General features: G+C 73.0%; 21 protein-coding genes. 6 read left to right on the plus strand and 15 right to left on the minus strand.

What is annotated here, in order from left to right:
• Positions 1–100 precede the first annotated feature (100 nt).
• From hemB to ACQP1N_RS31335, 7 genes are all read right to left on the minus strand, one after another.
• The gene (gene hemB, locus ACQP1N_RS31305) at positions 101–1,090 is read right to left on the minus strand and encodes a porphobilinogen synthase (RefSeq protein WP_067794519.1); all 990 of its coding nucleotides are present in this window, start codon (positions 1,088–1,090) and stop codon (positions 101–103) included.
• A gap of 15 nt (positions 1,091–1,105) precedes the next feature.
• Complete coding sequence (locus ACQP1N_RS31310) at positions 1,106–2,626, minus strand: bifunctional uroporphyrinogen-III C-methyltransferase/uroporphyrinogen-III synthase (protein ID WP_067794550.1); 1,521 nt, start codon at positions 2,624–2,626, stop codon at positions 1,106–1,108.
• A 158-nt stretch (positions 2,627–2,784) separates the two neighbouring features.
• Positions 2,785–3,654: a hydroxymethylbilane synthase gene (gene hemC, locus ACQP1N_RS31315; RefSeq protein WP_433232877.1), complete on the minus strand. Its 870-nt coding sequence runs from the start codon at positions 3,652–3,654 to the stop codon at positions 2,785–2,787.
• A gap of 44 nt (positions 3,655–3,698) precedes the next feature.
• A complete protein-coding gene (locus tag ACQP1N_RS31320) occupies positions 3,699–5,186 on the minus strand; it encodes a glutamyl-tRNA reductase (protein WP_084262574.1) in 1,488 nt (495 codons plus the stop codon).
• A 37-nt stretch (positions 5,187–5,223) separates the two neighbouring features.
• Positions 5,224–5,967 carry a redox-sensing transcriptional repressor Rex gene (locus tag ACQP1N_RS31325; protein WP_067794525.1) on the minus strand — a complete coding sequence of 248 codons (744 nt, stop codon included), beginning with the start codon at positions 5,965–5,967 and terminating at the stop codon, positions 5,224–5,226.
• A gap of 298 nt (positions 5,968–6,265) precedes the next feature.
• The gene (locus ACQP1N_RS31330; protein ID WP_067794528.1) at positions 6,266–6,517 is read right to left on the minus strand and encodes a glutaredoxin family protein; all 252 of its coding nucleotides are present in this window, start codon (positions 6,515–6,517) and stop codon (positions 6,266–6,268) included.
• Position 6,518: 1 nt separating this feature from the next.
• Positions 6,519–7,811, minus strand: coding sequence for a putative quinol monooxygenase (locus tag ACQP1N_RS31335; RefSeq protein WP_067794552.1), 1,293 nt, complete (start codon positions 7,809–7,811; stop codon positions 6,519–6,521).
• Positions 7,812–7,962: 151 nt separating this feature from the next.
• Here ACQP1N_RS31335 and ACQP1N_RS31340 point away from each other — a divergent pair, with 151 nt between their 5' ends.
• From ACQP1N_RS31340 to ACQP1N_RS31350, 3 genes are all read left to right on the plus strand, one after another.
• Complete coding sequence (locus ACQP1N_RS31340; RefSeq protein ID WP_433227876.1) at positions 7,963–8,616, plus strand: sigma-70 family RNA polymerase sigma factor; 654 nt, start codon at positions 7,963–7,965, stop codon at positions 8,614–8,616.
• Between the two features lie 361 nt (positions 8,617–8,977).
• Entirely contained in the window at positions 8,978–9,847 is an 870-nt protein-coding gene (locus ACQP1N_RS31345; protein WP_067794534.1) for an HAD family hydrolase, read from the plus strand.
• 22 nt (positions 9,848–9,869) lie between these two features.
• Entirely contained in the window at positions 9,870–12,995 is a 3,126-nt protein-coding gene (locus ACQP1N_RS31350) for an AfsR/SARP family transcriptional regulator (protein WP_433227877.1), read from the plus strand.
• Here ACQP1N_RS31350 and ACQP1N_RS31355 read toward each other — a convergent pair.
• Both ACQP1N_RS31355 and ACQP1N_RS31360 read right to left on the minus strand, forming a co-directional pair.
• Positions 12,973–13,758: an ABC transporter permease gene (locus ACQP1N_RS31355; RefSeq protein ID WP_067807804.1), complete on the minus strand. Its 786-nt coding sequence runs from the start codon at positions 13,756–13,758 to the stop codon at positions 12,973–12,975. The two genes, ACQP1N_RS31350 and ACQP1N_RS31355, sit on opposite strands and share 23 nt — an antisense overlap.
• Entirely contained in the window at positions 13,755–14,714 is a 960-nt protein-coding gene (locus tag ACQP1N_RS31360; protein WP_067807807.1) for an ATP-binding cassette domain-containing protein, read from the minus strand. Before ACQP1N_RS31360 ends, ACQP1N_RS31355 begins: the two co-directional genes overlap by 4 nt.
• Positions 14,715–14,840: 126 nt before the next feature.
• Here ACQP1N_RS31360 and ACQP1N_RS31365 point away from each other — a divergent pair, with 126 nt between their 5' ends.
• Complete coding sequence (locus ACQP1N_RS31365; RefSeq protein WP_433227878.1) at positions 14,841–15,404, plus strand: hypothetical protein; 564 nt, start codon at positions 14,841–14,843, stop codon at positions 15,402–15,404.
• Positions 15,401–15,742 carry a hypothetical protein gene (locus ACQP1N_RS31370; RefSeq protein WP_433227879.1) on the plus strand — a complete coding sequence of 114 codons (342 nt, stop codon included), beginning with the start codon at positions 15,401–15,403 and terminating at the stop codon, positions 15,740–15,742. The genes ACQP1N_RS31365 and ACQP1N_RS31370 overlap by 4 nt, the downstream gene beginning before the upstream one ends.
• Before the next feature lie 100 nt (positions 15,743–15,842).
• On the opposite strand, the gene ACQP1N_RS31375 is transcribed toward ACQP1N_RS31370, so the two are convergent.
• A complete protein-coding gene (locus ACQP1N_RS31375) occupies positions 15,843–16,055 on the minus strand; it encodes a zinc ribbon domain-containing protein (RefSeq protein ID WP_207393953.1) in 213 nt (70 codons plus the stop codon).
• 80 nt (positions 16,056–16,135) lie between these two features.
• On the opposite strand from ACQP1N_RS31375, the gene ACQP1N_RS31380 reads away from it, so the two are divergent.
• Positions 16,136–16,315 (plus strand): hypothetical protein, encoded by a 180-nt coding sequence (locus ACQP1N_RS31380; RefSeq protein ID WP_067807336.1) that lies wholly within the window; start codon positions 16,136–16,138, stop codon positions 16,313–16,315.
• Here the strand turns inward: ACQP1N_RS31380 and ACQP1N_RS31385 are convergent.
• From ACQP1N_RS31385 to ACQP1N_RS31405, 5 genes are all read right to left on the minus strand, one after another.
• Complete coding sequence (locus tag ACQP1N_RS31385; protein WP_433227880.1) at positions 16,305–17,468, minus strand: low temperature requirement protein A; 1,164 nt, start codon at positions 17,466–17,468, stop codon at positions 16,305–16,307. The two genes, ACQP1N_RS31380 and ACQP1N_RS31385, sit on opposite strands and share 11 nt — an antisense overlap.
• Positions 17,469–17,532: 64 nt before the next feature.
• A complete protein-coding gene (locus tag ACQP1N_RS31390; protein ID WP_067807331.1) occupies positions 17,533–18,462 on the minus strand; it encodes a lysophospholipid acyltransferase family protein in 930 nt (309 codons plus the stop codon).
• 14 nt (positions 18,463–18,476) lie between these two features.
• Positions 18,477–19,472, minus strand: coding sequence for an NAD-dependent epimerase/dehydratase family protein (locus ACQP1N_RS31395; RefSeq protein WP_067807343.1), 996 nt, complete (start codon positions 19,470–19,472; stop codon positions 18,477–18,479).
• A gap of 32 nt (positions 19,473–19,504) precedes the next feature.
• The gene (locus tag ACQP1N_RS31400) at positions 19,505–19,603 is read right to left on the minus strand and encodes a 30S ribosomal protein bS22 (RefSeq protein ID WP_018654693.1); all 99 of its coding nucleotides are present in this window, start codon (positions 19,601–19,603) and stop codon (positions 19,505–19,507) included.
• Between the two features lie 470 nt (positions 19,604–20,073).
• Positions 20,074–20,277 carry a helix-turn-helix domain-containing protein gene (locus tag ACQP1N_RS31405; RefSeq protein ID WP_067807328.1) on the minus strand — a complete coding sequence of 68 codons (204 nt, stop codon included), beginning with the start codon at positions 20,275–20,277 and terminating at the stop codon, positions 20,074–20,076.
• Positions 20,278–20,340: the final 63 nt, after the last annotated feature.

Genomic DNA, 20,340 nt, shown 5'->3' on the forward strand with positions numbered 1-20,340 from the left:
GGTTACCGATGATGCCCGCCGGGACGGACCCGAGACACGGCAACCCCCGGAAAGGGCCCTAAGTGACTAGCCGGAGGGCGTACCAGGGCAGGCGCGAGAGCTAGGACGACGCGAGGAGCACCGCCGCCTCCGTCGCCCAGTAGGTGAGGGTGATGTCGGCGCCGGCGCGGCGGATGGACATCAGGGACTCCATGATGGTGCGCTCGCGGTCGATCCAGCCCTTCTCGGCGGCGGCCTCGATCATGGCGTACTCGCCGCTCACCTGGTAGGCGGCGACGGGGACGTCGACGGCGTCGCGGACGCGGCGGACGATGTCGAGATAGGCGCCCGCGGGCTTCACCATGACCATGTCGGCGCCCTCGTCGAGGTCGAGGAAGACCTCGCGGAGCGACTCGCCGGCGTTCGCCGGGTCCTGCTGGTGGGTGGACCGGTCGCCGAACTGCGGGGCGCACTCGGCGGCGTCCCGGAACGGGCCGTAGTAGGCGGAGGCGTACTTCACCGAGTACGAGAGGATCGCGACATCGGAGTGGCCCGCGCCGTCGAGCGCGGTCCTGATCGCGGCGACCTGGCCGTCCATCATGCCGGACGGGCCGACCACGGCGGCGCCCGCCTCGGCCTGCGCGACGGCGATGGACGCGTAGCGTTCCAGGGTGGCGTCGTTGTCGATCTCGCCCGCGGCGGTGAGGAGGCCGCAGTGCCCGTGGTCGGTGTACTCGTCCAGGCACAGGTCCGACATGATCACGATCGCGTCGCCGAGGTCGGCGGCCAGGTCGCGCAGCGCCCGCTGGACGATCCCGTCCGGGTCGTCGGCGGCCGAGCCGGCGCCGTCCTTCACCGCCGGGACGCCGAACAGGATGATCCCGCCGACGCCGGCCTCGGCCGCCTCGTGCGCGGCCTTGCGCAGGCTGTCGCGGGTGTGCTGGAACACGCCCGGCATGGACGCCACCGGCTGCGGCTCGGCGATGCCCTCCTTGACGAACATCGGCAGGACGAGGTCCGCCGGGGCGAGCCGCGTCTCGGCGACCATCCGGCGCAGCGCGGGCGCGCGGCGCAGCCGCCGCGGCCGGGCGACGGGGAACTGTGCAGACATGATCCCTCTGTGGGTCTATTTCCGGCGCCGGGCCCCCCGGCGCATCTGGCTGGGCTTGCGGAGCGGGTCTCCCGCCTCGATCTGGGCCGCCCGCCGCCTGGCACCGTACTCCGCGAGCGCCTCGGCGAGCGCCGACACCGACGGTTTCTCGGCCATGACGTCCACGCGCAGCCCGTACTCCCGCGCGGTCTTCGCCGTCTGCGGGCCGATCACCGCGATGACCGTGACGTTGTGCGGCTTGCCGGCGATCCCGATCAGGTTCTTCACCGTGGACGACGAGGTGAACAGCACGGCGTCGAACCCGCCGCCCTTGATCGCCTCGCGGATCGGCGCGGGCGGCGGCGCGGCCCGGACCGTCCGGTAGGCGGTCACGTCCTCGCACTCCCAGCCCAGCTCGGTCAGCTTGGCGATGAGCACGTCGGTGGCGATGTCGGCGCGCGGCAGCAGCACCCGGTTGATCGGGTCGAGGTCCTCGTCGTAGGGCGGCCACTCGCTGGCGAGGCCCTCGCCGGACTGCTCCCCGGACGGGACGAGGTCCGGGTGGACGCCGAACTCGACGAGCGCGGCGGCGGTCTGCTCACCGACGGCGGCGACCTTCAGGCCGGCGAACGCGCGGGCGTCCAGGCCGTAGTCGACGAACTTCTCCCGGACGGCCTTCACAGCGTTCGTGGAGGTGAACACCACCCACTCGTAGCGTCCGGTCACCAGGCCCTTCACCGCGCGCTCCATCTGCTGCGGGGTGCGCGGCGGCTCGACGGAGATCGTCGGGACTTCGTCCGGGACGGCCCCGTACCCGCGGAGCTGGTCCGACAGCGACGCGGCCTGCTCCTTCGTGCGCGGCACCAGGACGCGCCAGCCGAACAGCGGCTTGGTCTCGAACCACGACAGCTTGTCACGCCAGTTCACCACGTCCCCCACGATGATCAGGGCGGGCGTCTCCATGCCCTTGGTGTCGGACGCGAGCTTCTGCAGCGTCGAGACGACCGTCTCCTGGTCGGTGGTGGTGCCGAGGCTCGTCATGGCGGCGGGCGTGGAGTCGGGGCGGCCCGCGGCCACCAGGCCCTTGGCGACCTCGGCGACGGCGCCCTCCGCGCCGAGGATGACGAGCGTGGTGCCGGGGGCGGCGAACCGCTCCCAGTCGACGCCGCCCGCGGAGGCGTCGACGATGCGGACCTCGCGGTTGTCGGCGTCCGTCAGCGGGATGCCCGCGTACCCGGGCACGCCCGTCACGGCGGACACGCCCGGCACGATCTCGAACGGGACGCCGGCCTTGGCCAGCGCCCCGCCCTCGGCGGCCAGCGTGCAGGCGAGCCCCGGATCACCGCGGAACAGCCGGACGACGCGCCGCCCGGCCTTCGCGGCGCGGACGGCGAGCTTGACCGGGTCGCCCTCGGCGGTGTCGAGGATCTCCGCGTCCGGACGGCAGCAGGCCAGGATGTCGGCCGGGCAGTGCGCACGGCTGACGATGACGGTGTCGGCGCGTTCGAGCTCGGCGGCGGCGCGCAGCGTCAGCAGCGCGGGGTCGCCCGGCCCCATGCCGACGATCGCGACCGTGCCCGGGTCGGCGGTCCGGCGCGCGGCCGGCGGCCGCGCGCCGGCCGGCGCGGTGTCCTTCGTGCTCGCGGCGCTCTTCGTGCTCGCGGCGTTCTTCGTGGTGGCGGTGGTCTTCGCGGCGGTGGTCTTCGCGGCGGGGCTCAATCGCGCTCCCCCATCAACTGGTCGGCCCCCTGCGCGAGCAGCCGGTTCGCGAGGTCGCGTCCGATCTGCTCGGCGGCATCCGGGTGGCCGCTTGCGGACAGCCTGATCTGCCGGCTCCCGTCGTACGCCGCGACGGTCGCCGTCAGATGAAGCCTTTCATCTACTTCGGCAGCGTATGTTCCCACGGGCGCGGAGCAACCCGCCTCCAGCACGGCCAGCACCGCCCGCTCGGCGGTGACGGCGCGCCTGGTCGCGGCGTCGTCGACCGTTCCAAGCAGCTCCCGGAGGTCGTCCCGGCCGGCGTGGCATTCGAGGGCGAGCGACCCCTGTCCGGGCGCGGGCAGCATCTGGTCCGGCTCGAAGACCTCGCCGACCGCCTCCAGCCGGCCGATCCGCTTCAGGCCCGCGTGCGCCAGCACCACCGCGTCCAGCTCACCGTCGGTGACCTTGCGGAGCCGGGTGTCGGCGTTGCCGCGGATCGGGACGATCTCCAGGTCGGGGCGGAGCGCGCGCAGCTGCGCGACCCGGCGCGGCGAGCCGGTGCCGACGCGGGCGCCGCGCGGCAGGTCGGCGAGCTTGCTCGGGCTGCAGAGCGCGTCGCGGGGGTCGTCGCGCCGTGGCGTCGCGGCCAGCGCGATCCCCGGCGTCTCGGACGTCGGCAGGTCCTTCAGCGAGTGCACGGCGAAGTCGATCTCGCCGGACAGGATCTTGTCGCGCAGCGCGTTCACGAACACGCCCGTGCCACCGATCTGGGCGAGCAGCGCCTGGGAGACATCACCCTGCGTGGTTACCCCCACCAGCTCCACGGCATGCCCGGTCAGCCGGGTCAGCGCGTCCGCGACGCCCTGCGACTGGGTCGTCGCCATCAGGCTCTTCCGGGTGCCGAGCCGCAGCGGCCTGTTGTCGATGGTCACGTCTCGTCTCCTTCGTGCGCCGGGACCGTGTCCCGGGCACTGACCGCCCGGACGCTCGCGGCCTGGGCGTTCACCGTCTCCACGTTCACACCGTCCGGCACGTCCGGGGCGGCGGAGGCGAGTCCGGCCGGGTCGGCCTCGGCGCGCTCCGGCGCGATCGCCGCCGGCGGTTCGTCCTCGCGCAGGTCGGCGCGGGTCACCGCCTCGGGGGCCATCGGGTCCAGGCCGAACAGCTCGCGCAGCGCGTCGGCGTAGGAGTCGCCGCCCGGCGCCGCCGCCAGCTCCTTGACCCGGACGGTCGGCACGTGCAGCAGCTTGTCGACCACGCGCCGCACGGTCTGCTCGATCTCCCGGCGGTCCCGCTCCCCCATCTCGGGCATCCGGCCGGTCAGCCGGGACAGTTCCGCGTCCACCACCTCGGCGGCCATGCTGCGCAGCGCGACGACGGTCGGCGCGACGGCGGCGGCGCGGGCCGCGCTGAGGAACGCCTCGACCTCCTCGCACACGATCCGCCGGGCCGCCTCGACGGCGGCGGGGCCGATCGCCTCCGCGGCCTCCTGCGCGGTCCGCAGGTCGTCCAGCCCGGCCAGCTCGACGCCCGGCAGCCCGCGGGCGGACCGCTCGATGTCGTGCGGCAGCGCCAGGTCGAGCAGGAACCGGCGCCGCTCGCCGTCCCCGCCGCCGCGCGCCGTCAGCTGCGCCGTGGTCAGCACGAGGCCGGTGGCGCCGGTGCACGAGACCACCAGGTCGGCGTCGGTGAGCGCCTCGTCCAGCACCGACAGCTCTATCGCGCGGGACGGGACGTCCAGCGACTCCGCGAGGCGCACGGCGTGCGCGTGGGTGCGGTTGGCGACCACGACCTCGCGGACCCGGGCGCGGCTCAGCGTCGCCGCGGCCAGCGAGCTCATCGACCCGGCGCCGACCACCAGCGCGCGCACCTCCGCCAGCGGGCCGAGGTGCCGGGCGGCGACGTCCAGGCCGACGCTGACCAGCGACGCGCCCGCCTTGTCGATGCCGGTCTCGTGGTGGGCGCGCTTGCCGACCCGCAGCGACTGCTGCAGGACGTCGTGCAGGTCGCGGCCGAGCGTGCCCTCGTCGTGGGCGACCTTGAACGCCTGCCGGATCTGGCCGAGGATCTGCCCCTCGCCGACGACCATCGACTCCAGCCCGCACGCCACCGCGAACACGTGCTGGACGGCCCGCTCCTCGTAGTGGACGTACAGGTGCCGCGACAGGTCGTCCATCGGGATGCCGGAGTGCAGGGCGAGCAGCTCGGAGATCGCCGAGACGCCGCCGTGGAACTTGTCGACCACCGCGTAGATCTCGACCCGGTTGCACGTCGAGACGATCGCGGCCTCGGCGATGTTCGCCGAGGCGTGTACCGCGTGCAGCAGTTTGACCAGGTCGTCCCCGGCCACCGCCGCCCGTTCCAGCACCGCCACCGGGGCGCTGCGGTGACTGAGCCCCACCACCAGAACGCTCATGCCGGGTCTCCCGCCGTCTCTCCCGCCGTGCCCTCGATCATGCCTCGACAGTCTCCACGTACTGCGGTGCGCCCGGCGGCGAGTCGCCGTCCGGCATCGGGGCGAGTTCGTCCGGCCCGCCGGCCTTGCGCTGCTCGTGGAACGCGAGGATCTGCAGCTCGATGGACAGGTCGACCTTGCGCACGTCGACGCCGTCGGGCACCGACAGCACCACGGGGGCGAAGTTCAGGACGCTGGTCACGCCCGCGGCCACCACGCGATCGCACACCCCCTGGGCCGCGCCCGCGGGGGTCGCGATCACAGCGATGGACACGCCGTGGGCCGCGATGATGTCCTCCAGCCGGTCGATGTGCTGCACCGTCATGCCGGAAATCTCCTGGCCGACGATGGCGGCGTCCGCGTCGAGCAGGCCCGCCACGCGGAAGCCGCGGGACGCGAAACCGCCGTAGCCGGCCAGCGCACGGCCCAGGTTACCGACACCGATGATGGCGACCACCCAGTCCTGGGTGAGGCCGAGTTCGCGGGAGATCTGGTAGACGAGGTACTCGACCTCGTAGCCGACCCCGCGCGTCCCGTAGGAGCCGAGGTGGGACAGGTCCTTGCGGAGCTTGGCCGAGTTCACCCCGGCCGCCGCCGCCAGTTCCTCGGAGGAGACGGTGGCGACGCCGCGCTCCTGCAGCCCGGTGAGGGCCCGCAGGTACACCGGGAGCCGCGCCACGGTGGCTTCGGGGATGCCACGGCCCGCACGGTCGCGGTGCCGGTTCTGTCGTGGAGGTGTCACGGCCTGCTCTTCGGGCTCGACGCTGGGGACGGGGCGCTCGGGGAACCCCTGGCCCCGGCTCGGGCGGCCGGGAGGCGGCCTGGTGGCCGCGATCCGATCCGCCCGGGGCTGGCCCCCAGGTTAGCCCTTGTGAACACGCGCACAAAGTCACCCCCCGGTTTCGCGGCCGGAACGGCACCGCGGAGCGGGACGTCCATCAGGGACTTCCAGCGTAAGGGCCCGGCACCGGGACGCCATCGAATGTGACAGACCAGACAATCCGGGCCGGTGGGGCCGATGTGGCGGAGGGGCGTCGCGGCTAGCGGAGCTTCGCTATGGCGGCGCGGAGACGGTCCTCGTCGACGCGCCAGAAATCGTGCTGGACGCCGTTGACGAGCGTGACCGGGATCTGCTCCCAGTACCGCTCGTTGTCGGCCTCCGACCGCGTGATGTCGCGCTCCTCCCACCGCACGCCGAGGTCGGCGGCGACGCGCTCGATCACCGCGCGGGCGTCGTCGCACAGGTGGCAGCCGGGCTTGCCGAGCAGCGTGATCACGATGTCCGCGGCCATGTCACCTCCCGGGGAACTCCGGCGCGGGCAGCGGCATCTTGGCCGGGCCCAGCTTCAGCTCGATCACGTTCGTGGCCAGCACGTGCGTGCGGGACTCCGCGAGGAACCGCCGCAGGTGCGGCTGCCCGCGGTGCGCGGTGAACGCCGCCTCGTCCCGGAACAGCTGGTAGAAGATCCGCTGCGTGGGGCCGCCGACCACCTCGTGGCAGGCGAAGATCACCGTTTCCGGCTCGTTCGCCCGCGCCGCCTTCACCAGGTCGGCGGCGAGCCGGTCGAATGCCTCCTCGCGTCCGTCCAGCAGCGTGTAGACGGTGATCTGGCCGCACGCCTTCGACAGGTCGCCGCCCGGCAGCGGCATGCCGCCCGTCCCGGCGGGGGCGGGGAGCCCACCAGGGATGGGGAGCCCGGCGGGGCCGCCGATGCCGTCGATGGCGGTCGGCCCGGCCGGGTCGCCGGAGAAGCGCGGCTCCTCGGTGGCCGGCTCGGGGAACCGCAGCTCGCCGCGGCGCGGGGCGGGCGGCGGGGTCGGCGCCGGGACGGGCTCGGGCTTCGCGGCGGGCTTCGCGGGGTACGCCTGCTCCTCGTAGCCGCTCGCGGGCTCCTCCCCGTACTCGTCGTAGCCCTGTTCCCCGTCGTAGACCGGGATCGTCCGCATCGCGCCGTACCAGACCAGGCCGACGGCGGCGCCGAGCGCGATCACCGCGACCGGGGCGGGCAGGAATCCGCGGCTGCCGCTGACGACCAGCACGCCCGCGAGGGCGACCAGCGCGATCGGGATCAGCAGTTCGCCGGCCTCCCGGTCCTGCTTGCTCGCCAGCCACGCGGTGACCCCGGTGCAGGCCGCCAGGGAGATCACCGCGACGACGTGCGCGCCGTCGATCAGCAGCAGCGGCAGCGCGTCATAGGTGGAGCCGGGCTTGGGCAGGCTCTTGGAGAGCGACCCCTTGAGCGGGTCCAGCATCAGGATGACGATCGCGACGACCGTGTAGGAGATCGCGAACAGCCAGGCGCCGAACCGCACCTGCACGTACCGCGCGATCAGCTCGATCATGCCGAGCGCGAGCCACACCGGCCCGATCAGCGCGGCACCGAGTTCCATGACGCGGAACAGCGGGCCGTTGAACCCCATCATGAAGCCGAGCGCCATGCACAGCAGCGCGAGCGTCAGCCCGACCTGCGTGAACGACCAGGCGATGAGGTAGAGCAGCCGGTCCTTGTAGGCGCGCTGGACCAGCAACCCGGTGGCCGCCAGGGCACCAAGGGTCGCCAGAAGCGCGAGAAGAGCGTCGACCATCGCGCCCAATGGTGCCCGATGCCGCGCGTGGACGGGTAACCGCGCCGGGGAAAGCACCCGATAAGCACTTTGCGCTCATTGCCTCGCGCGCCTTCCGGTATCTAGAGTGACAGATCACGCCGGAGGTCGCGTACGCCCCGAGGAGAACTGCATGAGCAGCTTGACCCTCGATGCCGGGGTCATCCCGCTTCCTCGGTCTTCCCGTACCCGCGCCGCCCGGATCGCCCGCCCCGCCGCCGAGCCGGGCACCGACCGGGCCGAGGTCCTGAAGGCGCTGGTACTGCGCGCCCGCGACGGCGACGCCGACGCGTTCGGCTGCCTCTACGACCATTACGTCGAACTCGTCTACCGGTACGTCTACTACCGGGTCGGGACGCATTCGCTCACCGAGGACCTGACCAGCGAGACGTTCCTGCGCGCCCTCCGCCGGATCTGCGATTTCCACTGGCAGGGCAAGGACTTCGGGGCCTGGCTCGTGACGATCGCCCGGAACCTCGTCGCCGACCACTTCAAGTCCGGCCGCTACCGGCTGGAGGTCTGCACCGCCGAGCTCATCGAGCCGGACCGCCACCAGGAGGGCCCGGAGCGGGCCGTCCTGGACGCGATGACGAACCGGACGCTGCTGCTGGCCGTCCGGCGGCTCGGATCCGAGCAGCAGGAATGCATCGTGCTGCGGTTCCTGCACGGCCTGTCGGTCGCCGAGACCGCGCTGATCATGGGCAAGAAACCGGGCGCGATCAAGGCGCTGCAGTACCGGGCCGTCCGGTCGCTGAGCCGTATGCTGCCGGACGATCTGCGCCTGTGACCCCTTCGCCGGCCCGTTGACCGACCCCGCTCGGAGGTGCTTCATTGGACTGTTTATCAATTAATCATCGGGCCGTAACCCGCCGCGCCGCAGGATCGTTCTGCGGGCAGGGGCGATTTCGCGCCCGGATTCCGCAAAGGAGCGGCCGATGAGAACCGGGCTGTGAAGACGAGACGACGACGCGTCACCGAACGGGGAGACGTGCTGACCCGGCTGCGGGCCGGCGAACCGGGACCGGATCCGCAGTTCCGCGCCGTACTGCGTGAACGCCTGATTGCGGCCGCATATGACAAAAGTGAAGACTGTCGCAACCGGCGCCGGGAGGACGGTCCCGGGGAGGCGGTTGACTAGGCTTCGCCTCATGCGGCGATTCTGGCAACGCGACGTGGACCACAAGAGCGCCGGGGAGGCCGCCGCCGCGGCCGCGGCCCCGCCCGGTCCGCTGCCCGAGCCCGATCCCGCCGCGGCGGCGTTCTTCGACGTCGACAACACGATGATGCGCGGCGCGTCCATCTACTACTTCGCGCGCGGGCTCGCCGCCCGCAAGCTGTTCACCATGCGCGACCTCGCCATGTTCGCGTGGGGGCAGGCCGCGTTCCGGCTGCGCGGCACCGAGAACCACGACCACATCGGCAGCGCCAAGGAGGCCGCGCTCGCGTTCGTCGCCGGGCAGCGGGTCGCCGGGATCGTCAAGCTCAGCGAGGAGATCTACGACGAGGTGATGGCCGACCGCATCTGGCACGGCACCCGCACCCTCGCGCTCCAGCACCTCGACGCCGGCCAGCAGGTGTGGCTCGTCACCGCCACGCCCGTCGAGGTCGCCCGGACGATCGCGCACCGCCTCGGCCTCACCGGCGCCCTCGGCACCGTCGCCGAGACCCGCGAGGGCGTCTACACCGGGCGGCTCGTCGGGAACCTGCTGCACGGGCCGGCGAAGGCGGAGGCCGTCCGCGCGCTCGCCCAGCGGGAGGGCCTCGACCTCGCGCGCTGCTCCGCCTACAGCGACTCGATCAACGACCTGCCGATGCTGACCGCCGTCGGCCACCCGCACGCCGTCAACCCCGACTCCGAGCTGCGCGCCCACGCCCGCGACCACGGCTGGCCGATCCACGATTTCCGCACCGGCCGCAAGGTCACGATGGTCGCGCTGCCCGCCGCCGCGGGCGCGGGCGCCATCGCGGGCGGCGTCGCGGCGGGCATCGCGCTTCGCCGGCACTACCGCACGAGCTGATCTTCCGGCTTAGCCTGTCCGCATGACGGTCGAGCTGGCGCTGCTGTCCCGGGCCGCCTGCCGCGGACGGGACGTGACGAGCCCCCGGCTGCGCGGGCTGCTCGCGCTGCTCGCGGGCGAACCGCGAGCGGGCGTGTCCGCCATGCGGCTGGTCGGGGGACTGTGGCCGGACACCCGTCCCGAGAACCCGGTCAAGGCGTTGCAGGTCGTGGTGTCGCGGGCCCGGTCGCAACTGGGCGCGGACGTCATCGTGAGCACCGCGCTGGGGTACCGGCTGGGGCTGGAGGAGTCCGCGGTGGACGCGTGCGCCGTGCTGCTCGCCGCGTCCGCGAGTGCGCGCCGCTCGCGCGACGGCGACCACGCGGGCGCGCTCGCCGCGGCCGAGGAGGGGCTCGCGCTGTGGGACGGGCCGCCGGAGCCGGAGCCCGGGGACGACCCGCTGTCGCGCCTGCGCGCCGAGCGGGCCGCGACGTACCGGACGCTGCGCCGTGCCCGCGCGCTGGCCCTGGCGCGGCTCGGCCGGCACGCGGAGGGGTTCGACGCGCTCACCGGCGCGGCCCGCGAGTATCCACGCGACGAGGAGGTCCTCGCCGAGCTGCTGCGCTGCGAGGCCGCGGTGGCGGGGCCGTCCGCGGCACTCGCCCGGTTCGAGGCGTACCGGCGGTCGCTGCGCGATTCGCTCGGCACCGATCCGGGTGCCGCGCTGCGCGGCGTCCAGCAGGAGCTGCTGCGCGCCGAGGCGCCCGCCGTCCGGCGCGGTGCCGCGCACGAGCCGAACCCGCTGCTCGGGCGGGCCGGCGACCTCACCGCCGTGCTGAACCTGCTGCGCACGTCACGCGTCACCTCGATCGTGGGGGCGGGCGGGCTCGGCAAGACCCGGCTGGCGAACACGGTGGCGCGTGAGGCCCCGCAGCGCGCGGTGCACGTCGTGGCGCTCGCGGGGGTCGCCCGGGACGGGGACGTGGCGGGCGAGGTCGCCTCCGTTCTCGGCGTCGGCGAGTCCCGGCGGGCGCCGATACGGCCGGGCGGCCCGCTCGGCGGGATCGTGGAGGCGCTCGGGCCGGGGCCGGCCCTGCTCGTCCTCGACAACTGCGAACACGTCGTGGACGGCGTCGCCGAACTCGTCGGCGCGCTGGTGTCGATGACGCGGGACCTGCGGGTGCTGACCACCGGCCGCGCACCGCTGGGCCTGTCGTCGGAGTCGGTGTATCCGCTGCCCGCCCTCGACCTGCCGACCGCCGTCGAGCTGTTCCGGCAGCGCGCGTCGGCGGCGCGTCCCGGCGCCGGCCTGCCCGCGGGCGCGGTGGCGGAGCTGTGCCGGCAGCTGGACGGGCTGCCGCTCGCGGTGGAACTGGCGGCGGCGCGCGTCCGGGTCATGTCGGTGCCGGAGATCGCCCGCGGCCTGGACGACCGGTTCGCCCTGCTGCGCTCGCACACGCGCGACGCGCCGTCCCGGCACCGGACGATGCACGCCGTCGTCGACTGGAGCTGGAACCTGCTGTCGCCGTCCGGCCGGGCGGCGATGCGGTCGCTGTCGGTCTTCTCCGGCGGGTTCACCGCGGACGCGGCCCGCCATCTGCTGGACGGCGCCGACGTGCTGGACGTCCTGGAGGATCTCGTCGGCCAGTCGCTGCTGTCCATGACCGAGGACGGCGGGGGCGCGCGGTTCCGGATGCTGGAGAGCGTCCGGGAGTTCAGCGCGTCCCACCGGGAGGCCGAAGGGGAGACGGACCGCGCGGTCGGCGGGCTGCTGGCCTGGGCACGCGACTTCGGCACCGCGCACCACGAGGCATTGTTCGGGGACGATCCCTCCGCCCCCTGGGAGCGGGTCCGCGCCGAGCAGGACAACCTCGTGCAGGCGCTCCGCCACGGCCTCGCCAGGGGAGACGTCCCGGCGGTGGCGGCCGTGACGGCGGTGCTGGCCGGCCTGTGGACGCTGGAGTCCGCCTACGGCCGGATGATCGTCCTGGCCGAGGAGACCGCCGGGCCGCTGAGCCGGTTCCGTCCGGGCCCCGACGACGTCGAGGTCACCCGGACGGCCCTCACCCTGAGCGTCCTGACGACGTTCATGCTGAAGGGCCCGCGGCCGACGCGTGCGCTCGTCGCGCTGCGCCGCCTGCCGCCCGCCCCGCCGACCAGCCTCATCCGGGCCGGGGCGATCGTGATGGGCTCCGTGCCCGCGATCCTGGACCCGGACGGCGCGGCGCTGCGCCGGATGTGCGCGAGCGATCAGCCGCCGCTCTCGGCCCTCGCGAACTGCATCGCCGGCTACCTCCGCGAGCGGGACGGCGACCTGGAGGGGGCGCTGGCCGCCGCGGAGGCGATGACGGCGCTGGCGGACACGCCGCGGACGCCGTGGCTGCGGTTGATCGCCCACTCCCGGCTCAGCGAACTGCTGATGCAGCTCGACCGGGGAGCACGGGCCAAGCATCACCTGCGGGTCGCCCTGGACGTGCTCAACCGGTACGGATGGCCCGACATGTTCGGGTTGCTGTGGGCGCTCGCGGCCGTCTGCCTGCACCTCGGCGAGTACGACGAGGCGGAGCACTGGCTCGACCGGTCGCCCGCGCACGGCCAGGACGAGTTCTCCGGCACGGCCACGTTCGACCTCGGCTCACGCGCCGAGATCGCCCTCGGACGCGGTGACGTCGAGACCGGCCTGCGGCTGTGGCGCGAGGCCGTGCGCGGCCTGGCCGACGAAGAGATCCCCGGCCCGGGGCCCGGCCTCGACCCGTGGACGCTGGAGGCCCACTCCGTCACGGTCGTCGCCCACGCGCGGCACGGGCGCCTCGACCTCGTCCAGGACATCGCCGCCGGGCTGCCCGCCAAGCTCTCGGCGCTGCTCGCCGAACCCCCGCTCCCCATGCCGTCGTACTTCATGGACCTGCCGATCTGCGGCGGTCTGCTCCTGGCGCTCGCCATGGCCGACGGCGACCGCTCCCGTGCCGCGCGGCGGATCGCGCTCGCGGAGCGGATGCACTTCATCCGGTCGTTCCAGCCGACGATGTCCCCCGCCGCCGCCCGCCGCGCGGCCCTCGACGCCGACGAGCCGGCGTACTCCGCCGCGGTGGCGGAGTACGCCGGCCTGGGCCGTGCCGGGCTGCTGGACGCCGCGCGTGCGCTCGCTACCGGGGCGCCTTCCGGTTGAACAGCGCCTTGGAGGACGCGTAGGCGACCGCCGCGAGCCCCGCGCACCATGCCACGGAGGCGACCGCGTCATGCCCGTCCGGCGCGTCCACCAGCAGCCCCCGGAGCGTCTCGATGATCGGGGTGAACGGCTGGTACTCGGCGAACCACCGCACCCCGGCCGGCATCGACTCCGGCGGGACGATCGCGCTGCCGACGAACGGCAGGAACTGGACGATCAGCGGCGTGTTGCTCGCGCCCTCCGGGTTGTTCGCCAGCAGCCCGAGCATGACGCCCACCCAGGTCAGCGCGAACGTGAGCAGCACCAGCAGGCCGGCGGCGGCGAGCCAGTCGGCCACCCCGCCATGCGTCCGGAAACCCATCGCGACCGCGATCCCGATCACCGCGGCCGTGCTGATCAACGTCTGGATCATGCTGCCCACCACGTGCCCGGTCAGCAGGGACGCCCGCGCGATCCCCATCGTGCGGAACCGGTCCACGATGCCCTCGGTCATGTCCGTGCAGACGGCGACCGACGTCGACAGGCACCCGGACGCGACCGCCATCAGGATGATCCCGGGCGCCACATAGGTGATGTAGTCGCCCTTCGCCGGGCCGCCCACGCCCGCGCCGAGCGCGTTGCCGAACACGCCGACGAACAGCAGCAGGATCGTGATCGGCATCATCATCCCGCCGATCGTCAGGGACGGGTAGCGCAGCGCGTGCCGCAGGTTGCGGCGCAGCATCGTCGCGGAGTCCACCGCCGCGGTCGTGAGCGTGGTCATGCCGAGGTCACCTTCTCGTTCTCGTTCTCGCCGGTGAGGGCGAGGAAGACGTCGTCGAGGTCGGGGGTGTGCACGGACAGTTCGCCGACCTCGACCGCCGCGTCCTCCAGCCGTCCGAGCAGCGCCCGCAGCGACCGGACACCGCCGTCGCCGGGCACCTGCAGGCAGAGCGCGTCGTCGTCGCGGGCGGTCACGCCGAGGACGCGGGCCGCCGCGTCGAGGCCGGCCAGATCGTGGAACCGCAGCCGGACGTGCCCGCCCGGGACCAGCCGCTTCAGCTCCCCGGACGTCCCCTCGGCGACGAGCCGGCCGCCGTCCAGCACCGCGATCCTGTCGGCGAGCTGGTCCGCCTCCTCCAGGTACTGCGTGGTCAGGAAGATCGTCACCCCGTCCCGCACCAGGCCGCGGACGATCTCCCACGTCGTCCGCCGGCTGCGCGGGTCGAGGCCGGTCGTCGGCTCGTCCAGGAAGATGATCCGCGGGCCGCCGATCAGCGTCATCGCGATGTCGAGCCTGCGCCGCATCCCGCCCGAATAGGTGGCGACCGTCTTGTTCGCGGCCTCCACCAGGTCGAACCGCTCCAGCAGCCCGTCCGCGGCGCGGCGCCCCGCGGCCTTGCCGAGATGGTGCAGGTCCGCCATCAGGATCAGGTTCTCGCGCCCGGTCAGCAGCCCGTCCACCGCCGAGTACTGCCCGGTCACCCCGATCGCCTTGCGCACCCCGTCGGGGTCCCGCGCCAGGTCGCGCCCGGCGACCCGCGCCTCGCCACCGTCCGCGCGGATCAGCGTGGACAGGATCCGCACCATCGTCGTCTTCCCCGACCCATTGGGGCCGAGCAGCGAGAACACCGTCCCGCGCGGCACGGTGAGATCGATCCCGTCGAGGACGGTCTTCTCCCCGAACGCCTTCCGCAGCCCGGCCACATGGATCGCCGTCTGCCTCGCCTCTGTGTTCATGCGGCACAGCCTGCGCGCCCCCGCCTTCAGCCCGGTTTCACCCGGGTTTCAGGACCCGCCGCGGAGTCCGGTTCCGGTCAGGGGGACATAAGCGAGATTTCGGACGACTCCGGCTAAGATCACGCGATGTCCCTTTTTGGCCGCCCGGCCACCCGCCTGGCGACGGCCCTGGCACTGGTGACCGCGACCACCGCCTGCGGCGCGATGCACGTCGACGAGTTCCACAGGCAGATACGGATTCGCGGCGGCGGCCTCACCACGGCGCTCGTGCGGGACGCGATGGACGCCCTGGCCGTTGAATACCGGTCGAAGGACCTGAGCCTCACCGCGCTCACCCTCAAGTCACCGGACGCCAGCCTGACCGCACGCGTCCGCGACCCGCGGCATCCGGACCGGCTCGATGAGTTCACCTACACCGAGGAGGGTCTCGGCGACCGGTCACCGGTGAAGGTCAGCGCGCACGACGACCTGGACCGCATGGCCTTCCCCATCAAGGACGTGACCGCCCTCGGCAACGTCGAGAAACTCGTGGACACGGCGCTGGTCAGGACGGACGGCCACGTCGATTCGGTGGAGGTGAGCCGCGCCGGCGCCGCCCCGGAGATCAGCGTCGCCGTCTCGTCTCCCCGCACGGACGCCGTGGTGACCTTCAAGGCGGACGGACAGTTCCTCAAGGTGACACGGAAATGAGCAAGAACCGCGCTGCGCAGATCCTCAGCGTATTGGTCGTGTGCGCATTCGCCTCAGCGATGCTGACGCTGCTCAGCACAGTGATCGCGCCGGGCCAGGTTCGCTGGACGGCTCACTCCCTCTGCGACGCCCCCTACACCGACCCGTTCATCGTCGCCTACCGGGCCGGCAGGGGCGGCACCAACTACACGATGTACTGCGTCGGGGAACGCGGCGAGCACCAGGACGTCGGATGGATGAACCCGTACCTGATCATGTGGGCGGTGTACTTCCTGGTGATCACCCCCATCACCGGCCTGGCCCTGCTCCTGCGCCGCCTGTCAACTACTCGGCCCTGAAGGACCGAGCTTGTCAGCTGGGTCCTTGTGGGCTTTGTTCACGCTCCCGACTGCCCGCTACGGCGGGGCGGTCACGGGTCGCATCCACCAGGTTCCGGGGCTATGCCGGGGCCGGTGCGGGCATGTTGACGAATACCCACGCCGAGCGTGCGCGGTCACGCACGTTGACCCCGGCGACGACGCCGGCGGGTCCAGCGAGACCGCACCGGCGACAACAGAAATGGTCCCGCGAGGGACGGTTGTTCCTGGCGGTGCGGCCGCAGCGCGGGCAGCGCTGCGAGGTGTAGGCCGCATCCACCTGCAGGAACGGCACACCGGCACGCCGCGCCCGCTTCTTCAGCAGCCGGGCCGCCGAACGGGTCCGCTTGGCCTGGATCTCCGCCCGCTTGTCTCGTGGCCGCGGCGCCAGACGAGGGCCAGTTCCGGGTCGGGCAGGCCGACGACCGGGACGTGGGTGACGGCGCTCTCCTTCAGATCGCCGGGACGGCACCGCCCGCCCTCGCGGTACGCCAGGACACGGGCGGTCTTCGGGGCGTCCGGGCCGAGAGCGGGGACGGCGGGGTCACCCGGTGACCTCGCCGAGGGCTTCGCGGGCGAGGGTGGTGGTCAGGAGGAGGGCGAGGAGGGCGGCTATGGCCACGAGGCTTGCGGGGACGCCGATGGCGGGGGCGGCGAACGGGGTGAGGAGGATCAGGGCGGCGGTGGCCCCGACGAGTTCCAGACGGACGGCCGGGCGGCGCATGGGGGCGTGCAAGGCCCAGATCATGACGAGGACGACGGCGACGGGCACGGCGACAGAGGCGACGACCGTCCGCGTCCCCGCTCCGGTGTGCCCGCCCGCCGATGCGACCGCCGTTTCGAGGCCCGCGCCGATGGCGGCGAGCGCGGCGAAGACGAGGTAGTGGCCGTAGCCCCAGACGAACGACCTGTCGCGGTGCCGCTCCAGCCCCTCCCCGGCCGGCTCGGAGAAGTAGATCCACCAGAGCGCGAACAGGATGGCGAGACCGGCCAGGGCGATCGTGACGAGGTCGGCGTGCAGGCCGTGCTCGACGGCGTCCTGGACGGCGTTCGTCGAGGCGAGGACGCTCTCCCCCAGCAGGATGATCGTGAACAGCCCGTACCGTTCGGCGATGTGGTGCGGGTGCCAGGCCGTCGTGCCGGAACGCTCCGCGATCGGCGGGACGGAGAGGTCCAGTGCCACGAGGACGAAGAACAGCCACATCGGGCCGCCGCCGGAAAGGGCGAGCCGGGACAGCCAGAACACCTGGACGATCGAGAGGCCGGCGGCGTAGCGGAGGGCCGTGGCTCGTCCGGCGGGATGCGCGATCGCGGCGCGCACCCACAGGCTCACCAGGCCGACGCGCATGACGAGGTAGCCGAGGGTGACCGTGGTGAAGTCGCCGTCGAACGCGGCGGGCGCCCCCGCCGCGAGGACGAGGACGCCCGCCATCTGCACGAACGTCATGACGCGGTACGGGACGTCGTCGGTGTCGTACGCGGAGGCGAACCAGGTGAAGTTCATCCACGCCCACCAGATGGCGAAGAACACCATGAGGAACGGCGCGATGGCGTCCCCGGTGTGCGCGGTCCCCGTGGCGTGGGCGAGGCGCCCGGAGACCTGGGACACGGCGGCGACGAACGTCAGGTCGAACAGCAACTCCAGCGGGCTGGACACGCGGTGCGGTTCGGCCAGGTCACGGGCGACCATCCGGCTTCGGAGCGGCATGCGCCTACTTTAGGGACGCGCGGGCCGGCGCAGGCGAGCACGGACGAGCCGCCCGGCTCGCCGGTCACAGGAAGGCGGGGCCGCGGCGCAGGAGGGCCTCGTAGAGCATGTGCTGGATGTTCTCGCGGACGTGGTCGGTGAGCTCGAAGACCGTCATGGGGTCGTCGGCGTCGTCGGCCTCGTAGCCGTCCAGCGTCATGGGCTCGCCGAACTGGATCACCCATTTGGACGGGAGCGGGACGAGGCCGGCGAGGCCGAGCAGCGGGAACGTCGGGGTGATCGGGAAGTACGGAAGGCCGAGCAGCCGGGCCAGCGGACGCAGGTCGGCGATCTTGGGGTAGATCTCCTCGGCGCCGACGATGGCGCAGGGGACGATCGGGACGCCGGCGCGCAGCGCGGTGCCGATGAAACCGCCGCGGCCGAAGCGCTGCAGCTTGTAGCGGTCGGAGAAGGGTTTGCCGACGCCCTTGAAACCCTCGGGGAAGACGCCGACGAGCTCGCCCTTGGCGAGGAGCCGGGTGGCGTCGGCCTGGCAGGCGAGGGTGTGGCCGGCCTTGCGGGCCAGGTGGCCGAGCATCGGGATCTGGTAGACGAGGTCGGCGCCGAGGAGGCGGATCTGCCGGTCGGCGTGGTCGTGCAGCGCGACCGACAGCATCAGCGCGTCGAGCGGGATCGTGCCCGAGTGGTTGGCGACGAGCAGGGCACCGTCCTCGGGGACGTTCTCCAGCCCGCAGAGCTCGACGCGGAACCAGTGCTCGTAGAGGGCGCGGGCCGGCGGCAGCAGGACCGTGGAGGTGAACTCGGGGTCAAAGCCGAACTCGTCCACCTCGTAGTCGCCGGCCAGGCGGCGGCGCAGGAACGCCAGCCCGGAGGCGATGCCGCGTTCGAGGAGGCCGGGCCCGGCGGGGGAGTCGCCGGCGGAGTCCTGGCGGTCCGGGGACAGCGGGATGACCTGCGCGTCCTCGTCGTCGTCCGCGTGGCGGGCGTTCAACATCGCGGGCTCCCCTTTCAGGCGCGTCCGAGCAGGTGCGTCAGCCGGTTGTGGGTGAGGCCCTGGGCGGCGGCGAAGTCGGCGAAGGCGGCCTCGGAGCTGTACTTGGGGCGCCACGCCAGCTCGGTCTCCAGGGCGGTGGTGTCGATGACCCGCCCGTACGTCAGCCAGCGCAGCAGTTCGGGCGAGAACCCGGACAGGCCCGCGAAGCGGCGTCCCATGTCGCCGAGCACCGAGAGGGACGGCGACGGGACGGGCAGGTACGGCCGTCCGGCGCGGCGGAGCGCCTGGGACAGCAGCAGCACGCCGTCCCCGGCGACGTTGTAGCAGCCGGGATGCGCCTCGACCGTCATGCGCCGCAGCACCTCGACGCCGTCGTCCTCGTGGACGAACTGGAGCCGCGGGTCGAAGCCCAGCACCGTCGGGACGACCGGCAGGTGCAGGTAGCGGGTGAACGGCGAGTCCACGCCCGGGCCGAGGAGGTTCGCGAACCGCAGCACCGACACGGTCAGGTCGGAGCGGCGCCGCATCAGCCCGCGGACGTAGCCCTCGACTTCGACCGCGTCCTTGGCGTAGCCGCTCCTCGGCGGCTCGGCCGGTTCGTCGCGCTCGGTGAAGACCGCCGGGTCCATCGGCGAGGACCCGTAGACGGCCGCCGAGGACCGCACGACGAGCTTGCGCATGTCCGGTGAGCGCTGGCAGGCGGCGAGCAGCTGCATCGTCCCGATGATGTTGAGCTCTTTCACCTTCGCCCGCGGGGCGGCCGAGGAGGTCACCAGGTTGAGGTGCACCACCGTGTCCACCCCCGCCGACGCGATGATCTTCGCGATGCCGGGCGTGCGGATGTCGACGCGGACGAACTCGGTGCGGCCGAGGGACTCGGCGGGCGGCACCGTGTCCACCCCGATGACCCGTTCGATCCCGGGCTCCGCCTGCAGCGCGTTCGCGACCCGCGCCCCCAGGAAACGGGAGACGCCCGTGACGAGGACGACACGGGCCGCGGCGACGGGCATGGAGGACACCGTGCGCTCCACCCCCTACGGGCTCACTTCTTGTTGCGGCGCTGGATTCGCGTCTTCTTCAGCAGCTTGCGGTGCTTCTTCTTGGCCATTCTCTTGCGGCGCTTTTTGATGACAGAGCCCACGAGACCTCGCTCGGCGTATCGGGTGATGTGCAGGAGACGAACGTGCCGCGGGCGAGCATGGCCCATGAAGCGTGCACGGTCGGTCGCACAAGACTACCGCCGAACGGGCGGAGATCATGCCTCGGCCCGCCTCATGGCGCCGCGGAGGCGGCTCGCGGCCGGCCGCGTCGCATCGCGGACCGACCTGCGGCATCCGGCACCGCGCCTCGCACGGCGCCGGGCACCGCCGAACCGGGGCGGGCGGTCGCCGCCCGTCCCGCTCGGTGTCCGGACCGTCCCGCCGGGCCGGGGACGGCGGAGGCGCTGCCCCCGCTCCCCCGGTACCGGCTCCGGCGGCCGCGAGGCCGCCGGCCGGTCCTCGTCCTGCGTCCCCGGCTCCGGGGCGGTCCCTGGGGATCGCCCCGAGGCCCCCTGCGCGGCCGGGTGCGGAGTACGGGGCGGGGTCATGGCTCATGCCCCGCCCTTACCCGTTATCCGGCTTCGATGTACGCGTCGCGCAGGTAGTCGTGAACGGCCTGCTCGGGGACCCGGAACGAGCGGCCCACGCGGATCGCGGGAAGCTCGCCCGAGTGGACGAGGCGGTAGACGGTCATCTTGGACACCCGCATCACCGAGGCCACTTCGGCCACGGTCAGGAACCTGACCTCACTCAGAGGTCGCTCGCCTGAGTTCATCGGACGCCCTCTTCCACACGTGCCGCGCACAGCCCTTCGGGTGACTTCGATCACGCACGTGTA

Origin of the sequence: Actinomadura formosensis (assembly GCF_050948385.1) — a bacterium.
Lineage (GTDB): Bacteria > Actinomycetota > Actinomycetes > Streptosporangiales > Streptosporangiaceae > Spirillospora > Spirillospora formosensis.